Raw genomic sequence first — 15,826 nt, forward strand, 5'->3', positions numbered from 1 at the left:
GGGGCGGCACCCGGAACACCATGCGCTGCTGACGGCAGACCCAAGCCTGATCATCGACGCGACCGAAGAATTGCTGCGCCTCTATACGCCCTATCGCGGCTTTGCCCGCACAGCGCGGGTGGATACAGAATTGGCCGGATGCCCGATCAAGGCGGGTGATCCGCTGGCTGTTGTCTTTACCTCGGCCAATCGGGATGCCGCAGTGTTCGAAGACCCCGACACCTTCCGGCTGGACCGCGAAGCGCGGGATCTGCTGACCTTTGGCCGTGGCCCGCATATGTGCCCCGGATCGCCGCTTGCACGCATGTTGCTGCGCGAAGTGCTGCGCCAACTGGTCACCAAGACGCGCGTTTTGCGCCCAGTTGGCGGGTTGGAAATGACGCGCTGGCCGGAATATGGCCCGCTCAGCGCGTCCTTCCGAGTTGAGGTCTAATAGCTATTCGAACGACACTCCGATGGCCCCAAGCGGGCCATAATCGGCGAAAATCACGTCCCCGGACCGGATATCAACGGGCCGGGTGAACGACCCGCCCAAAACGATATCACCCTTCTTCAGCCCGTCGCCCTGCGCAGCCAGCTTGTTCACCAGCCACGCCAGCCCCGCCGCCGGATGGCCCATCACGCCCGCCGACAGGCCCGTTTCTTCGATATTGCCGTTTTGCGACAAGGTCGCCCCCAGCCAGCGAAGATCCACATCGAAAGGGCGCACCGGGCGGCCGCCCAGCACGATCGCTCCATAGGCCGCGTTGTCGGCAATCGTATCCACGATCTGGCGCGGCACTTCGGTGCGATAGTCGATAATCTCAAGCGCGGGGGTCACGTATTCCGTGGCGCGCAGCACATCATGCACCTGACACCCTGCGCCAATTAGATCCGCACCCATGACAAAGGCCAATTCGACCTCTAGTCGGGGTTTGATGAAAGTGCCGGCCTTGATCCGGGCACCGTCGCGGAACAGCGCATCATCCAGAATGACGCCGTAATCTGGCTCGGTCATCTTCGACGCTTGCTGCATCGCCCGAGAGGTCAGACCGATCTTGCGGCCGACGATCTTGGCCCCGTCGGCGACCCGCGCCTCGGCCCAGCGGCGCTGAACGTCATAGGCGTCTTCGAGCGTCATTTCGGGCCATGTCTTGGACGGCTGCGGGCAGACAATGCGGCTCTGTTCCGCCTGAAGAATAGCCTCGGCGGCCTCTTGTCGTTGAGCTTCGGTTAGCATCAGGTCACCTCACTTGATCGGGGGAATGGGCAGCTTGGACACGCCCGGTTCCAGCATGAACGTGTGGTCTAGCGTGAACCATTCGCCCACATCGCCGTCATCGGGATGAGGCGTGTCATGCGCGGTCAGGTTGCCAACCAAGGCGCGGGTGACCCCGAACTGCACATCGGTGTGCAGGTAAACGGTGTCATCCACGTAGATCTGACTGATCAGCGTCTTGAAGCCCTCTTTATGCGCCAAGACATGCACATGGGCCGGGCGGTAGGGATGACGGCCCTGCGCCTCGAGCAGTTGCCCCACGGTCGTATTGGTCGGGATCGGATAGCCGATGGGCCGAACAGACCGGAACCGCACCATGCCATCAACCCCGGTCACGAACTTGCCGCGCAGGTTGTGATCGGCCTGACTGTCATCTTGGTTTTCATAAAGCCCAACCGGCGAGGCATGCCAGATATCGACTTCAAGCCCCTCAATCGGGTCGCCCGCCTTATCGATAAACCGAAACGCCCCATCCAGACGCGGCCCCGGCGTTTCAGACCGCAGCAGCGATCCGCCTTGTTCCGTCATCGGCTGATTCAGCCGCCAGAATGGGCCAAGCAGGTTTTGCGTGGTTTCAGTCGCGCCATTGTCGCCGTTGTTCAGCAGGCACACCAATGCCGACACCCCAAGCGATCCGGCCATCAGAACGAATTCATTGTGCTTGTCGTTGGTCTGCTGACCCATGGTATTGAGGATTTTGGTCGCTTGCTGGAACTCGGCCTCGGTCAGTTTCACATCCTGAACAAATCCGTGCAGATGTGTGATCAGGCTGTGCATGATTTCGCGCAAACGCGGGTCGGTCGTCTGCTCCATCACGCTTTGAACGGCAGGCGTGACATCCTGCAACGTGTTGATAATTGGCATGGTCTCCTCCTAAATCAGATGCTGGTCGCGTCAGGCAGTTCCGCCGCGATCAGGCGGCGCAGGTTCCGGGTTGAGCGGGTGATATGCCCGGTCAGCAAAGCCGCGGCCTCATCGGCACGGCGGTCCACAGCGGCATTCGCAATCGCGGTATGTTCGTCGATCACATCGCGCTGGATAGGCGTCGCCTTCAGGTAAATCAGGCGATATCGGTCATTCAGAGCGACCAGCTGATGGTACATCTTGATCAAAAGCGGCATGTCACATCGCGCGATCAACGCTTCATGGAAGGCGTTGTTGGCGGCTTCCCAATCGCTCAGACTGGCTGGATCGCCATGGATGCGGTCCGTATGGTTCAGCCGGTGTAATGCGCCCATAACGCCCGCCTCCCAATCCAAGCCGCCGTTTTCCATCGACCGGCGCAGGGCATAGGGTTCAAGCTCAATCCGCAGGGCCGCGACCTCATCAAGGTTGGCAACAGAAATCGGCGTGACGGTATAGCCCTTCATCGCCTCGGACTCGACCAAGCCCGTGGCCACCAAACGATTCACCGCCTCGCGCAGCGGCGACAGACCAACGGCCATCGACTCGCGCAGACGATCAAGGTTCAACTTGGAACCGGGGGCAAGCACGCCATGCAGAATGTCGTGACGCAACCGCGCTTCGATCTGCGCGGCGATGGTCTGCTTGGGTGTGGTTTGACGGTTGGTATTGGGCACGAGCATTCCTTTCCCGTGCATGGATAGACCGTCGGCAAGGCACGACGCAAAGGAATAATCCGTTATTTGGAAAATAATCGATTATTAAAAGTCGTTAAGAAAATATTAACATAAATCTCATTCTGCGCCCTATTCAATTCCACTTGGCAAGCCCCTGCAATAAGCGCAGGCTCCCCAAACGAGGACAGGAGGACATTCATGCAGATCCATCGCAACGGCAGCCGCCCCACGGTCAACGGCCCGTCAGACCGGTTCACGGGTCACGTCTGGCAAGACCCCATCATCTCGACTCCGGCGCCGGGTCTGCTGAAATCAAACCTTGTTCATTTTGACCCCGGCGCGCGCACCGCGTGGCACACGCACCCGATGGGCCAGACGCTTTATGTTACGCAAGGGTCCGGGCTGATCCAACGCTGGGACGGCGAAGCGCATTTTATCGTACCGGGGGACGTCATCTGGATTCCGCCGGGCGAAAAGCACTGGCACGGGGCGCGCTCTGCGAATGGCATGACGCATGTTTCGATGCAGGAATCCGAACCTGGCGACGAAGCCGTCGTCTGGTTGGAACATGTCACGGACGATCAATACACCAAGGCCGAAGCCCTAGCCGCCAAAGCCGCGCAAACCGCCGGTTGACCGCGTACTGCTAGATCCAAAGCCGCCGCGCGATGCAGCGGTGGCTTTGGTCATCGGCGGTTTGCCAACGGTCGTCGGGGCCTTGGCAAAGGTAGCCGGGTTCAGATTGGCCTTGCCCGAATTGCTGGAAAAGCTGGTGCCACCGCCGGGGGTGCTGAACCGCCCATTGGCATTCTTGTAAAGCGGTTGCGACGCGATCCCGCGCCCCCCGCCCAGCATATTGCCGATTAGGTAACCGGTCAGCAGCGGCATAAAGATGCTGCCCGACCCGCCCGACGTGGCTTGCTGTTCACTGCCGCAGTTGCCTTCGCCATACTGTTCTTCGCAGACCTGAAGGCTGTCGTAGCGCGGGGCGGTTTCCACGTGCAGCGCCTGCGCTTCGGCAAAGGCCGAGGTGCAGTCCGCCTCAGAAAACAGATTGTCAGCTTTGGCGCTGCGGATGCAGGCATCAAGGTCGGGAAAGGCCTGCGCGTCGACTTTTTCTTCTTTGCACCCCGAAAGGGCAAAGGCGGCAGCCCCCACGATGAACAGGGCGGCGGTTTTGGAACGTTTCGTCATGGTCGTCTCCTGTGGGGTCAGCCGCGGATGAAATGCGGTTTGAAGCGGGAAAGGTCTTGTGTGATGCGGGCGCGGTCTTCGCGAATGCCCATACCAACGCAGGCCTCGCCCACCATCCATGCGCCGATGATCGGATGGAAGCCGTCAAACTCTGGCAGCGGTTGGTAGGCTTGGATGATACGCGGGTGTTCGCCGTAGGCGGTGTCGGTCGCCGCTTCGGTCTTACGCCCGCCCTCAAAAATCTCGATCGACGATCCTTCCCGCGAAAACAGCGGCTTGCGCACATATCCGGCGTCCAGCGCATCTCCGGCCCGGTCGTAAAGCCCCGAGATCGCCGCAGCAGGCGCGCCAGTTCCGGCCAGAACATCGGCGATGTCGCTTTCAAAGAAGGCCGGCAGCAGGTTGGGGTGACCTTCGAACATCTGCCACAGCACCGGCAGCAACCCCTTGTTGGACAAGATCGCCTTCCACGCCGGTTCAATCATCTGGCACTGGGCTGTTGCCAGATGCTGGGCATAGTCATCGCGCAACAAATCTTCCCACGGGTAAAGCTTGAACAGCGTGCCAATCACCCGGTCTTCATCATCGACGAACTGGCCATCGGGGCTAATCCCGACCTTTTCCAGATCCGTGTAATGCGCACCCATACCGCCTTCGCGCGCGGCCCATGCGATGGCCTCGACCGTGGCGTAATCTTCGGGGTTGTAGCTGACGGCAGCAAAATGGATATCGGTGTTTTCGTGGAAAAGCTGGCGGAACCGGTCCACCAGAGCCTCGTGTATGCCGTTAAACTGGTCGTCGCCATCGGCCAGCACACCGGCGGCAATCTGCTCTTCCAGCCATTGCCATTGAAAGGCCGCGGATTCGTAAAGAGACGTCGGGGTATCGGCATTGAATTCCAGCAATTTGGCAGGCCCCTGCCCGCCATAGATCAGGTCGAACCGGCCATAAAGTTCAGGATCACCGCGCCGCCAGCTATCGGCGATGTAGTCGCGGTGCGCCTCGGGGATGGCCAGCTTGTCCAGCAACTCTTCGCTGACCAGAACATGCGCGACCGCCTCACGGCACATGGCGTGCAATTCAGCCGACGGATCTTCGATCTGGGTTTCAACCTCATCCAAGGTGAACGCATAGCACGAGGTTTCGTCCCAATAGGGTTCGCCATGCATATCGGCAAAGGTGAATCCGAGCTGTTCTGCCGTCTCGCGCCAGTTGGTACGCTCTGGTAAGTGTTGTTTCTGCAACCGCTGGTTCCCGCTGGGCAATTGATCTGCGCTCCTTACCTAAGCCGCGCAGGTGCATTTTGAAACGGTCAACTTGCAGAAACTCGGCCGGTATGAAAACGGTTGTCCCTTGCGCCCAACGGCGGAAACATGGAACAGACAAGCTACGCCTATTGCCAGTCCCTTTGAGGAGAGACTCATGAAATTTCGTTTTCCCATTGTCATCATCGACGAAGATTTTCGATCTGAGAACACGTCAGGTCTGGGGATCCGTGCGTTGGCCGAAGCGATTGAGCAAGAAGGCTTCGAGGTTCTGGGCGTCACCAGCTACGGCGACCTGTCGCAATTCGCCCAGCAACAAAGCCGCGCTTCGGCCTTTGTTCTGTCGATCGACGACGAAGAATTTACCCCCGGCCCCGATCTGGATCCGGCCGTTCTGAACCTGCGCAACTTCATTGAGGAAGTGCGCTGGAAAAACGCCGATGTGCCGATCTTCCTGCATGGTGAAACGAAAACCTCGCGGCACTTGCCCAATGACATCCTGCGCGAACTGCATGGCTTCATTCACATGTTTGAGGACACGCCGGAATTCATCGCCAAACATGTCATCCGCGAGGCCAAAAGCTATATCGAATACATCCAGCCGCCGTTCTTTAAGGCGCTGCTGGACTACGCCGAGGACGGATCTTATTCATGGCACTGCCCCGGCCACTCGGGCGGCGTTGCCTTCCTGAAATCGCCCGTTGGTCAGATGTACCACCAGTTCTACGGCGAAAACATGCTGCGTGCCGATGTGTGCAACGCGGTCGAAGAACTGGGCCAGTTGCTTGACCACAATGGCGCGATCGGCGAGTCCGAAAAGAACGCCGCGCGGATCTTCAACGCCGATCACTGTTTCTTTGTGACCAACGGCACCTCGACCAGCAACAAGATGGTTTGGCACCACACCGTTGCCCCCGGTGATATCGTGGTCGTGGATCGGAACTGCCACAAGTCGATCCTGCATTCGATCATCATGACAGGCGCGATCCCTGTGTTCCTGAAGCCGACCCGCAACCATTGGGGCATCATCGGCCCGATCCAGCGGTCCGAGTTCGAACCCGAAGCGATCAAAGCGAAAATCGCCGCCAACCCGCTTTTGGAAGGCGTGGACCCCGAAACCGTCAAGCCGCGCATCATGACGGTGACGCAATCGACCTATGACGGCGTTCTTTACAATACCGAGGTGATCAAAGGCGCGCTGGACGGCTGGATTGAAAACCTGCACTTCGACGAAGCATGGTTGCCCCACGCCGCATTCCATCCGTTCTATGGCACCTATCACGCCATCGGCGCCAAGCGCGAACGGTCGGAAAAGTCGGTCACCTATGTCACGCAATCGGTGCACAAACTGTTGGCCGGGATCTCTCAGGCCAGCCATGTCTTGGTGAAGGACGCCAAGGAAACCAAGCTCGACCGGCATCTGTTCAACGAAGCCTACCTGATGCACACGTCGACCAGCCCGCAATATTCGATCATCGCGTCCTGTGATGTGGCCGCTGCGATGATGGAGCCTCCGGGCGGCACCGCGCTGGTCGAAGAAAGCATTGTCGAAAGCCTCGAATTCCGCCGCGCCATGAAGAAGGTGCAAAAGGAATACGGCAACAACTGGTGGTTCAAGGTCTGGGGCCCCGAGGACTTTGACGAAAACGAAGACGGCATGGGCCGCGCCAAGGATTGGCAGTTGAATCGCACCGACAGCGACGGCGTCGAACAGGGTGGCAAAGATAGCTGGCACGGCTTTGGCGACATGGCCCGCGACTTCAACATGCTGGACCCGATCAAGGCCACGATTATAACGCCGGGCCTCGATATCGACGGGCATTTCGACGACTCCGGCATCCCGGCGTCAATCGTTTCGAAATACCTGTCTGAACATGGCGTGGTGGTCGAGAAGACGGGGCTTTATTCCTTCTTCATCATGTTCACCATCGGCATCACCAAAGGCCGTTGGAACACGCTTTTGGCGGCGCTTCAGCAGTTCAAGGACGATTACGACAGGAATAGCCCCCTGTGGCGTGTCATGCCGGAATTCAGCGCAAAGCAATCGCGTTATGAACGCATGGGCCTGAAAGACCTGTGTCAGCACGTGCACACGCTTTATGCCAAGTACGACGTGGCCCGCTTGTCGACGGAAATCTACCTGAGCGATCACCGCCCGGCGATGACCCCCGCCGATGCCTACGCTCATATCGCGCAGCGCAAAACCCAGCGGGTGCCGATTGACCAATTGGAAGGCCGGATCACCACCAGCCTAGTCACCCCCTACCCGCCCGGCATTCCGCTGTTGATCCCCGGCGAGGTGTTTAACGCACGGATCGTTGATTACCTTCGGTTCAACCGCGAATTCGCCCATGAATGCCCCGGCTTTGAGACCGACATTCACGGGCTGGTGCATGAGGTGAACGACAAGGGCGAAGGCGAATTCTTTGCCGATTGCGTGGCCGAATAACCCGCTTGCGGCGGAAGCTTCGATTGGTTTCAACAAAAAGGGCGGCCCACCAGGCCGCCCTTTTCAGCGCGTGATTTGCGCTTATTTTTTCAGCTGCGTCACATCCCGCACCGCGCCTTTGGAGGCCGAGGTGGTCAGCGCGGCATAGGCTTGCAGCGCGGTCGAGACCTTGCGCTTGCGCGGCTCGGCCGGAACCCAGCCCGCTGCATCACGCGCGGCGCGGCGCTCGGCCAGAACCTCGTCCGAGACAGCAAGGTGAATGCGGCGGTTGGGGATGTCGATCTCGATCTTGTCGCCCTTTTCGACCAAGCCGATGGTGCCACCTTCTGCCGCTTCGGGCGAGACGTGACCAATCGACAGGCCCGAGGTGCCGCCCGAGAAACGGCCATCGGTCAGCAGCGCGCAGGCTTTGCCAAGACCTTTGGATTTCAGGTACGAGGTCGGATACAGCATTTCCTGCATGCCCGGCCCACCGCGCGGGCCTTCATAGCGGATCACCACCACGTCGCCTGCCTGAACCTTGCCGGTCAGAATGTCGTTCACGGCGGCATCCTGGCTTTCGCAGACATGGGCCGTACCGGTGAATTGCAGGATCGAGGCATCCACACCGGCCGTTTTCACAATGCAACCGTCCAGCGCGATATTGCCGAACAGAACGGCCAATCCGCCGTCTTGGCTGAACGCGTGTTCCTTGCTGCGGATCACGCCGCCTTCGCGGTCGGTATCCAGTTCCTTGAAGCGGTTTTCGGTGCTGAAGGCCTGCGTGGTACGCACGCCGCCGGGGGCCGCTTTGAACAGCTGCTCGGCGTCGGGGTTGTTGGCAACCTTGATGTCCCACTTGGCAATCGCTTCGCCCATGGTGCTGGAATGCACCGTGCCGCAATCATTGTTCAGCAGGCCAGCGCGCGACAGTTCCCCAAGGATCGAGAAGATGCCGCCCGCGCGGTGCACGTCTTCCATGTGCACGTTGGCAATGTTCGGCGCGACTTTGCACAGGCAGGGGACTTTGCGCGACAGACGGTCGATATCGTCCATCGTGAAGTTCACCTCGCCCTCATTGGCGATGGCCAGCAGGTGCAGAACGGTGTTGGTCGACCCACCCATGGCGATATCAAGGCTCATGGCGTTTTCGAAAGCGGAAAAGTTGGCGATGTCGCGGGGCAGCAGGCCCTTTTCCTCGCCCTCGTAGTGGCGCTTGGTGATTTCAACGATGCGGCGACCGGCTTCAAGGAACAGGCCCTTGCGGTCGGCGTGCGTGGCCAGCGTCGAGCCGTTGCCCGGCAGGGCCAGACCAAGCGCTTCGGCCAGACAGTTCATCGAGTTTGCGGTGAACATCCCCGAGCACGACCCGCAGGTCGGGCATGCGTTCTCTTCGATGTGCTGCACCTGTTCGTCAGTGTAGGTGTCGCTTGCGGCGGCGACCATCGCGTCAACCAGATCGACCTTCTTGATATCAAGCGAATCCAGATCGATCTTGCCGGCCTCCATCGGGCCGCCGGATACGAAGATCACCGGAATGTTCAGGCGCATGGCGGCCATCAGCATGCCGGGGGTGATTTTATCGCAGTTCGAGATACAAACCATTGCGTCGGCGCAATGGGCGTTGACCATGTATTCCACGCTGTCGGCGATAATTTCGCGCGAAGGCAGCGAATAGAGCATACCGTCATGGCCCATGGCGATGCCGTCATCCACGGCGATCGTGTTGAATTCCTTGGCGACACCGCCCGCCTTTTCAACCTCGGCGGCAACAAGCTGGCCCAGATCCTTCAGGTGCACGTGGCCGGGCACGAACTGGGTAAAGCTGTTGACGATGGCAATGATCGGCTTGCCGAAATCGCCGTCTTTCATGCCGGTGGCGCGCCAAAGGCCTCGGGCGCCGGCCATGTTGCGGCCATGGGTGCTGGTTCTGGAACGGTAATACGGCATCTTATCCTCCCGATGTCTGGAACGGGCGGACTGTATCCGACTGGCAGACGCGGGTGAAGTATATTATTATCGCCTCATTAAGTCATGAGGCATATCAATGGACATGCGCCAATTGCGCCATTTCGCGGCGGTTGCTGAGACGTTGCACTTCGGCCGGGCGGCGGATCGGCTGGGGATGACCCAACCGCCGCTCAGCCAATCCATTCAAACGCTGGAACGCAGCCTTGGCGCGCCGCTGTTCGAACGCACCCGCCGCAGCGTGGCGCTAACCCCGTTCGGCGCCGAGTGGCTGCCCCATGTGCGGCAGGCCATCGCTGGGGTTGAGGGGTTGGGCGGTATCGCCGAGGCAATCCTGAAGGGCGAGGCGGGACGGCTGGATCTGTCGTTTGTATCCACCGCCGATTACAGCATCCTGCCTGCCTTGGTGCATCGCTATCGTCAACTTTACCCCGAGGTGGTGCTATCACTGACCGAAGCCACGACGGATATGCAGCTAACAGCTTTGGCCGAAGGGCGCGTGCAGGCCGGGATCATCATTCCGGGCACCGAAACAGACCTTGCCGGGTTCGCCTATCGCCAATTGGTGCGCGAACCCTTGGTGGCCGCTGTACCGGAACAATGGGTGACTGAGGGGCGGCTGCCAGAAACCGCCCTTAGCCCCGAGGCCGTGATTGCCTCGCCCTTGATCGTGTTTCCCAGACGTGCTGCGCCCTCGTTCCACGATCTGGTGACGGGTTATTTCACGGCCTGCGGCGGCACCGCCCATGTGGTGCAGCAGGCGATTCAGATGCAAACGATCATCAGCTTAGTCTCGGCCGGGATGGGGATCGCGCTGGTGCCTGCCTCGCTGCGCAATCTGGCGCGGGTCGGCGTGCGATACCTTGATCTTGAGGGCGACGCCCCGCAGCTTGAAACCGGGTTGGTTTGGCGCAAAGACGACACGGCACCGACGCTCCACAATTTCCTGTCCATCGCGGACCCATAGACGCCGACTTCCTGCCAATCACCGCGTTTTTCCCATTCCCGGTTGACAGACCCGAATTTACTTAACATGTTATGTATTCAGGAAGGGGAGTCGTCATGGCACATTTGTCGATGGAATATTCCGGCGGGCTAGAGCAGCGCGCGGATATGGCCAAACTTGCCGGTGCGGCACATCAGGCGATGTTGGATGCGGGCATATTTCCCGTCGCGGGCATCCGGGTGCGGCTGCACAAGGCAGATATTGCGATCGTCGCCGATGGCTTGCCCGAAAACGACTTTCTGGCCATGACGCTATCGGTTGGGGCCGGACGCAGCACCCAGGCCCTGAAGCAGGCCGGAGACGTGATCTTTGACGCCGTGCGCGGCGCGTTGGCCGGTCCGCTGGCCACAGAACATTTCGCCCTCTCGCTTGAAATTCGGGTCATTGACCCCGCCCTCAGCTGGAAAGACACCCCCATTCACGCGCGTCTTTCCGCGCAGAAGAAGGATTGAGACATGAGCGTTCTTGATGAGAACATCGCCAAAGCTGGGGCCTATATGGCTGGCTTCCGGGCTTCGGGCGTTCTGAACCATATCGGCGGCCAGACAGTCGCGGCCCTGTCTGGCGACACGATGGACACGATCAGCCCGATTGACGGCTCGGTTCTGGCGCAGGTGGCGAAATCGGACGCGGGCGACGTTGATCGGGCAGTGGCGGCGGCTAGGGCGGCCTTTCCTGCTTGGTCGAAGCTGCCGGGGGCGGAACGGCGCAAGATCCTGATCAAGGTCGCCGAGGCCATCGAGGCCCGCGCCGAGGAAATCGCCTTTACCGAATGCATGGACACCGGCCAGGCGCTGCGGTTCATGTCCAAGGCCGCCATTCGCGGGGCGGCGAATTTCCGCTATTTCGCCGATCAGGCCCCCAGCGCCGAGGATGGCGAAGTCACCCGCACGCCGACGCAAATGAACACCACCAGCCGTCGTCCGATTGGCCCGGTTGGCGTGATCACGCCTTGGAACACGCCGTTCATGCTCTCGACCTGGAAGATCGCTCCGGCGCTGGCCGCGGGCTGTACGGTGGTGCACAAACCCGCCGAATTCAGCCCGATGACCGCCAAGAAACTGGTCGAGATCGCCGAGGAGGCGGGCCTGCCCAAGGGCGTGCTGAACGTGGTCAACGGCTTGGGCGAAACGGCGGGCAAGCGCCTGACCGAACATCCCGACATCAAAGCCATCGCCTTTGTCGGCGAAAGCCGCACCGGCAGTATGATCATGGCCCAAGGGGCCGCCACGCTGAAGCGCGTGCATTTCGAACTGGGCGGCAAAAACCCGGTCATCGTGTTTGACGATGCTGATCTGGACCGCGCTGTGGATGCCGCGACCTTCATGATCTATTCGCTGAACGGCGAGCGCTGCACCTCGTCCTCGCGCCTGTTGGTGCAGGCCTCGATCTATGACGATTTCACCGCCCGTGTGGCCGAAGTGGCCAAACGCATCAAGGTCGGCCACCCGCTGGACCCGGAAACGGTTGTCGGCCCGCTGATCCACCCGGTGCATGAGGCTAAGGTGCTGTCATACTTCGACAAAGCCCGCACTGAGGGCGCGACCATCGCAGCCGGTGGAGCCAAGATCGGCGAGGCGGGATGCTTCGTTGCGCCGACGCTGTTCACCGGCGCGACCAACGACATGGCCATCGCTCAGGAAGAGATTTTTGGCCCGGTCCTGACCGCCATCCCGTTCCAGGATGAGGCCGAGGCGCTGGCCCTTGCCAATGACGTTGAATACGGTCTGGCCGCGTACCTTTGGACCAACGACCTGAACCGCGCGATGCGGATGACCGACACTCTTGAGGCCGGGATGATGTGGGTAAACTCGGAAAACATCCGCCACCTGCCCACCCCCTTCGGCGGCGTCAAAGCCTCGGGCATCGGGCGTGACGGCGGCGATTGGTCCTTCGATTTCTACATGGAAACCATCAACGTATCCTTCCCCCGCGCCCCGCATAATATCCCGAAACTGGGCGGCTAAGCCTGAACTGAAACCCGACGACAGGAGCGACAAAATGCCGATCCCAGCACCCGTTTTGAACCCGCCGTTCAACATCATCCGCCTGAGCCATGTCGAATTCGGCGTCATCAATCTGGCCGCCAGCCGCAAATTCTATACCGAGATTTTAGGTCTTCAGATCACCGACGAAGATGAAGACACGATCTATCTGCGCGCCATGGAGGAACGAGGCCATCATTGCCTTGTCCTGAAGAAAAAGCCCGAGGCCGGGATTGATTACCTGTCCTACAAGGTCTTCTCCGAAGACGAGCTGGACAAGGCCGAGGCGTATTTCACCGGATTGGGCCACAAGGTCGAATGGGTCACGCGCCCTTTCCAGGGCCGCACCCTGCGCACCCATGACTGTTTCGGCGCCCCGATGGAGTTCTATTTCAAGATGGATCGTCTTGCCCCGATCCACCAGCAATACGCGCTGTATCGCGGGGTCAAACCCCTGCGCATCGACCATTTCAACTGCTTTGCCCCGAATGTGGATACGGCGGTTGAATTCTACGGCAAGCTGGGCTTCCGCGTGACGGAATACACCGAGGACGAAGAAACCGGTGCTCTTTGGGCGGCTTGGACGCACCGCAAGGGCGGCGTGCATGACATTGCCTTTACCAACGGCCATGGCCCACGCCTGCATCACACCGCGTTTTGGGTGCCGACGCCGCTGAACATTATCGACCTGCTCGATCTGATGGCGACCACGGGCTATGTCGGCAACATCGAACGCGGTCCGGGGCGGCATGGCATTTCGAACGCGTTTTTCCTCTATATTCTTGATCCCGATGGCCACCGGATTGAGATTTATTGTTCGGATTATCAGACCGTTGATCCCGATCTTGAGGCGATCAAATGGGATCTGAAAGACCCGCAGCGCCAAACGCTATGGGGGGCCCCTGCCCCGCGGTCTTGGTTTGAGCATGGCTCAACCTTCACCGGCGTGGGCACCCGCGACGCCGATCTGAAAGCCAGCCCGATCATCGCGCCGTAAGGCACGACACTTGTAAGGAGAGACTTATGGATATTCCCGCAAAAGTCGCCGCGTTTCGCGCCGGTGGGCAGGACCGCTATGGCCTAGTCACGGACACAGGGATCATCGATCTGACGCCCGAATTCGGCGCGCGGTTCCCGACGCTGCAAGCGGTGATTGAAGCCGGTGCCTTGGAAGAGGTAATCGCCGCCGCAACGGGCCGTGCCCCCACATGGCGCGAAGAGGATGTCGCATTTCTGATCCCCATCGCCCGGCCCGAAAAGCTGATCTGTATCGGCGTCAACTTCCCCGATCGGAACGCCGAATACAAAGACGGCACGACCGACGCCAAGGCATACCCGTCGATGTTCATCCGCTTCCCCCGGTCCTTCACCGGGCATGGGCAAAGCCTGATCCGCCCGCCGGAAAGCGAACAGTTGGACTATGAAGGCGAGGTGACGATTGTCATCGGCAAAGGCGGGCGCCGCATTGCCCGCGAAAACGCCTATGACCATATCGCCGCCCTGACCCTGTGCAACGAAGGCACCATTCGCGATTGGGTCCGTCACGCCAAGTTCAACGTCACGCAGGGCAAAAACTGGGACCAAACCGGCGCGATTGGGCCGTGGCTGGTGCCGTTCCGGTCGCCTGAACAGCTTGACGATATCGAACTGACGACGCGGGTGAACGGCGAGGTGCGCCAGAACGACCGCACGGGCCGGATGATGTATGACTTTCGCTATATCATCAATTACGTGTCGACCTTCACGACGCTGGTGCCGGGTGATGTGATCGTTTGCGGCACACCCACCGGCGCGGGGGCGCGGTTTGATCCGCCGATCTGGCTCAAGCCCGGCGATGTAATCGAGGTTGAGGCCGAGGGCATCGGCATTCTGCGCAATACGGTGGCCGACGAATGACCCTGACAGACACCCAAATCACCCAAGCCGCCGCCGATCTGCTGGCCGCAGAAGACACCCGCAGCCAGATCGGCCTGTTGTCGCTGCGCCATCCGGGTATGACGCTGGATGATGCCTATCGCATCCAATCCGCACAAATGGCGCAAAATCTGGCTGCCGGGCGCAAGATCATCGGTTGGAAAATTGGTCTGACGTCGAAAGTGATGCAAGAGGCGCTGAACATCGACACGCCGGATTCAGGCGTGATCTATGACGATATGCTGTTCGAAACCGGCGGTACCGTGCCAGCGGGCCGGTTCATCCAACCGCGCGTTGAGGCCGAGATCGCCTTTGTCATGAAGGCCCCGCTGGATGGCGATGTGACCCGCGAGGATGTGCTTGCAGCCACCGATTACGTGGTGCCGTCGCTGGAAATCCTCGACACCCGCATTCAGCGCCAAGATCCGGCGACAGGCCGCGCCCGGGTCATCACTGACACAATCAGCGACAATGCCGCCAATGCGGGGCTGGTTCTGGGCGCGGAACGCCACGCGCCCGACACCCATGATCTGCGCTGGACCGGCGCGATTGTGCGCAAGAATGGCGAAGTTGTTTCAACAGGCTTGGGCGCTGCGGTGCTGGACGATCCGGTGATGGGCCTTGTCTGGCTGGCGCAGCGCATGCACGCCTATGGTCAAAAGATCGAGGCCGGTCAGGTGGTGCTGTCAGGATCTTTCATCGCGCCACTTGAATGCCCGCCCGGCACCCAGATCGAGGCCGATTTCGGCCCGTTCGGTTTTGTCGCCATTGGGTTCGATTAGTCACTGATCCGCCAAATTTCCCATACTGGCCTTATCCCTGTTCGGTCACTCGCTTTCGGTGCCGCGCGTCAGGTCTTGCAGAAATCCGTCGCGTCGCTTTTCGGCGACGCGCTGCATCAGCGCGGAAATGGCGCGGCCTTCGTCGTCGTGATGTTCAACGCTGCGCTGCAACCCGCGACCATCGCGCCCCCATTCACAGATCAGCCGGGCGCGGCCAAACAGATCAGACTGAACCGAGATACGATAAACCCGCCGCGCCGCCCCATCGGCGGCGGGTTTCATCAGAACGATGCGGGTTGGAAAGACATCCAACTGATCGTCTTTGCGGCCCATACCCTGACGTCCTGCCCCTTGGAGTTTGCCCGCGACTCGGTGCGGATTTGGCTTTGAATGGGCAGACTTGATGCCTTTGCCACGCGCCGGGGTCAATATGGAACGGTGGCCCT

Annotated in this window: 16 protein-coding genes; 9 read left to right on the forward strand and 7 right to left on the reverse strand. The window is 60.2% G+C overall.

Features of this window, described 5'->3' with window-relative positions; translation table 11 throughout:
- Nucleotides 1–433, forward strand: a 433-nt coding sequence (locus PRI8871_RS17115; protein WP_146188704.1) for a cytochrome P450, incomplete at its 5' end; no start/stop codon positions are given.
- 3 nt (nucleotides 434–436) lie between these two features.
- On the opposite strand, the gene hpaH (PRI8871_RS17120) is transcribed toward PRI8871_RS17115, so the two are convergent.
- From hpaH (PRI8871_RS17120) to PRI8871_RS17130, 3 genes are read right to left on the reverse strand one after another with little or no spacing between them, the layout of a single operon-like run.
- Complete coding sequence (gene hpaH, locus PRI8871_RS17120) at nucleotides 437–1,219, reverse strand: 2-oxo-hept-4-ene-1,7-dioate hydratase (RefSeq protein ID WP_108887418.1); 783 nt, start codon at nucleotides 1,217–1,219, stop codon at nucleotides 437–439.
- 9 nt (nucleotides 1,220–1,228) lie between these two features.
- Nucleotides 1,229–2,122 (reverse strand): dioxygenase family protein, encoded by an 894-nt coding sequence (locus tag PRI8871_RS17125; protein WP_108887419.1) that lies wholly within the window; start codon nucleotides 2,120–2,122, stop codon nucleotides 1,229–1,231.
- Nucleotides 2,123–2,136: 14 nt separating this feature from the next.
- The gene (locus PRI8871_RS17130) at nucleotides 2,137–2,838 is read right to left on the reverse strand and encodes a GntR family transcriptional regulator (RefSeq protein ID WP_181389510.1); all 702 of its coding nucleotides are present in this window, start codon (nucleotides 2,836–2,838) and stop codon (nucleotides 2,137–2,139) included.
- 198 nt (nucleotides 2,839–3,036) lie between these two features.
- On the opposite strand from PRI8871_RS17130, the gene PRI8871_RS17135 reads away from it, so the two are divergent.
- Nucleotides 3,037–3,474: a (R)-mandelonitrile lyase gene (locus PRI8871_RS17135; RefSeq protein WP_108887421.1), complete on the forward strand. Its 438-nt coding sequence runs from the start codon at nucleotides 3,037–3,039 to the stop codon at nucleotides 3,472–3,474.
- Here the strand turns inward: PRI8871_RS17135 and PRI8871_RS17140 are convergent.
- Both PRI8871_RS17140 and PRI8871_RS17145 read right to left on the reverse strand, forming a co-directional pair.
- Nucleotides 3,442–4,032 (reverse strand): DUF1190 domain-containing protein, encoded by a 591-nt coding sequence (locus tag PRI8871_RS17140; protein ID WP_108887422.1) that lies wholly within the window; start codon nucleotides 4,030–4,032, stop codon nucleotides 3,442–3,444. The two genes, PRI8871_RS17135 and PRI8871_RS17140, sit on opposite strands and share 33 nt — an antisense overlap.
- A 17-nt stretch (nucleotides 4,033–4,049) precedes the next feature.
- Nucleotides 4,050–5,276: a glutathionylspermidine synthase family protein gene (locus PRI8871_RS17145; protein ID WP_108887487.1), complete on the reverse strand. Its 1,227-nt coding sequence runs from the start codon at nucleotides 5,274–5,276 to the stop codon at nucleotides 4,050–4,052.
- 178 nt (nucleotides 5,277–5,454) lie between these two features.
- On the opposite strand from PRI8871_RS17145, the gene PRI8871_RS17150 reads away from it, so the two are divergent.
- Entirely contained in the window at nucleotides 5,455–7,746 is a 2,292-nt protein-coding gene (locus tag PRI8871_RS17150; protein ID WP_108887423.1) for an arginine/lysine/ornithine decarboxylase, read from the forward strand.
- Between the two features lie 81 nt (nucleotides 7,747–7,827).
- Here PRI8871_RS17150 and ilvD read toward each other — a convergent pair whose 3' ends face one another.
- Nucleotides 7,828–9,675, reverse strand: coding sequence for a dihydroxy-acid dehydratase (gene ilvD / locus PRI8871_RS17155; RefSeq protein WP_108887424.1), 1,848 nt, complete (start codon nucleotides 9,673–9,675; stop codon nucleotides 7,828–7,830).
- Nucleotides 9,676–9,772: 97 nt separating this feature from the next.
- Between ilvD and PRI8871_RS17160 the strand changes: the two genes are divergently transcribed.
- The 6 genes from PRI8871_RS17160 to hpaH (PRI8871_RS17185) all read left to right on the forward strand — a co-directional run bounded on the left by PRI8871_RS17160 (nucleotide 9,773) and on the right by hpaH (PRI8871_RS17185) (nucleotide 15,380).
- Nucleotides 9,773–10,660 carry a LysR family transcriptional regulator gene (locus PRI8871_RS17160; protein WP_108887425.1) on the forward strand — a complete coding sequence of 296 codons (888 nt, stop codon included), beginning with the start codon at nucleotides 9,773–9,775 and terminating at the stop codon, nucleotides 10,658–10,660.
- A 95-nt stretch (nucleotides 10,661–10,755) separates the two neighbouring features.
- A complete protein-coding gene (locus PRI8871_RS17165; protein WP_108887426.1) occupies nucleotides 10,756–11,151 on the forward strand; it encodes a 5-carboxymethyl-2-hydroxymuconate Delta-isomerase in 396 nt (131 codons plus the stop codon).
- A 3-nt stretch (nucleotides 11,152–11,154) separates the two neighbouring features.
- Nucleotides 11,155–12,666, forward strand: a complete 1,512-nt coding sequence (gene hpaE, locus PRI8871_RS17170; RefSeq protein ID WP_108887427.1) for a 5-carboxymethyl-2-hydroxymuconate semialdehyde dehydrogenase — start codon at nucleotides 11,155–11,157, stop codon at nucleotides 12,664–12,666.
- Between the two features lie 34 nt (nucleotides 12,667–12,700).
- A complete protein-coding gene (gene hpaD, locus PRI8871_RS17175) occupies nucleotides 12,701–13,681 on the forward strand; it encodes a 3,4-dihydroxyphenylacetate 2,3-dioxygenase (RefSeq protein ID WP_108887428.1) in 981 nt (326 codons plus the stop codon).
- A 26-nt stretch (nucleotides 13,682–13,707) separates the two neighbouring features.
- Nucleotides 13,708–14,580 (forward strand): fumarylacetoacetate hydrolase family protein, encoded by an 873-nt coding sequence (locus tag PRI8871_RS17180; protein ID WP_108887429.1) that lies wholly within the window; start codon nucleotides 13,708–13,710, stop codon nucleotides 14,578–14,580.
- Entirely contained in the window at nucleotides 14,577–15,380 is an 804-nt protein-coding gene (hpaH, locus tag PRI8871_RS17185; protein WP_108887430.1) for a 2-oxo-hept-4-ene-1,7-dioate hydratase, read from the forward strand. The genes PRI8871_RS17180 and hpaH (PRI8871_RS17185) overlap by 4 nt, the downstream gene beginning before the upstream one ends.
- Nucleotides 15,381–15,425: 45 nt before the next feature.
- Here the strand turns inward: hpaH (PRI8871_RS17185) and PRI8871_RS17190 are convergent, their stop codons facing one another.
- Nucleotides 15,426–15,713, reverse strand: a complete 288-nt coding sequence (locus PRI8871_RS17190; protein ID WP_108887431.1) for a WGR domain-containing protein — start codon at nucleotides 15,711–15,713, stop codon at nucleotides 15,426–15,428.
- Between the last annotated feature and the right edge of the window lie 113 nt (nucleotides 15,714–15,826).

Origin of the sequence: Pseudoprimorskyibacter insulae (genome assembly GCF_900302505.1) — a bacterium.
GTDB classification, from domain to species: Bacteria; Pseudomonadota; Alphaproteobacteria; order Rhodobacterales; family Rhodobacteraceae; genus Pseudoprimorskyibacter; species Pseudoprimorskyibacter insulae.

Coding starts and splice junctions, on each gene's coding strand:
- PRI8871_RS17140 (WP_108887422.1), bottom strand. CDS start 4,032: ATGACGAAACGTTCCAAAACCGCCGCCCTGTTCATCGTGGGGGCTGCC.
- PRI8871_RS17150 (WP_108887423.1), top strand. CDS start 5,455: ATGAAATTTCGTTTTCCCATTGTCATCATCGACGAAGATTTTCGATCT.
- PRI8871_RS17135 (WP_108887421.1), top strand. CDS start 3,037: ATGCAGATCCATCGCAACGGCAGCCGCCCCACGGTCAACGGCCCGTCA.
- PRI8871_RS17180 (WP_108887429.1), top strand. CDS start 13,708: ATGGATATTCCCGCAAAAGTCGCCGCGTTTCGCGCCGGTGGGCAGGAC.
- hpaH (WP_108887430.1), top strand. CDS start 14,577: ATGACCCTGACAGACACCCAAATCACCCAAGCCGCCGCCGATCTGCTG.
- PRI8871_RS17160 (WP_108887425.1), top strand. CDS start 9,773: ATGGACATGCGCCAATTGCGCCATTTCGCGGCGGTTGCTGAGACGTTG.
- PRI8871_RS17190 (WP_108887431.1), bottom strand. CDS start 15,713: ATGGGCCGCAAAGACGATCAGTTGGATGTCTTTCCAACCCGCATCGTT.
- hpaD (WP_108887428.1), top strand. CDS start 12,701: ATGCCGATCCCAGCACCCGTTTTGAACCCGCCGTTCAACATCATCCGC.
- PRI8871_RS17125 (WP_108887419.1), bottom strand. CDS start 2,122: ATGCCAATTATCAACACGTTGCAGGATGTCACGCCTGCCGTTCAAAGC.
- hpaH (WP_108887418.1), bottom strand. CDS start 1,219: ATGCTAACCGAAGCTCAACGACAAGAGGCCGCCGAGGCTATTCTTCAG.
- hpaE (WP_108887427.1), top strand. CDS start 11,155: ATGAGCGTTCTTGATGAGAACATCGCCAAAGCTGGGGCCTATATGGCT.
- PRI8871_RS17165 (WP_108887426.1), top strand. CDS start 10,756: ATGGCACATTTGTCGATGGAATATTCCGGCGGGCTAGAGCAGCGCGCG.
- ilvD (WP_108887424.1), bottom strand. CDS start 9,675: ATGCCGTATTACCGTTCCAGAACCAGCACCCATGGCCGCAACATGGCC.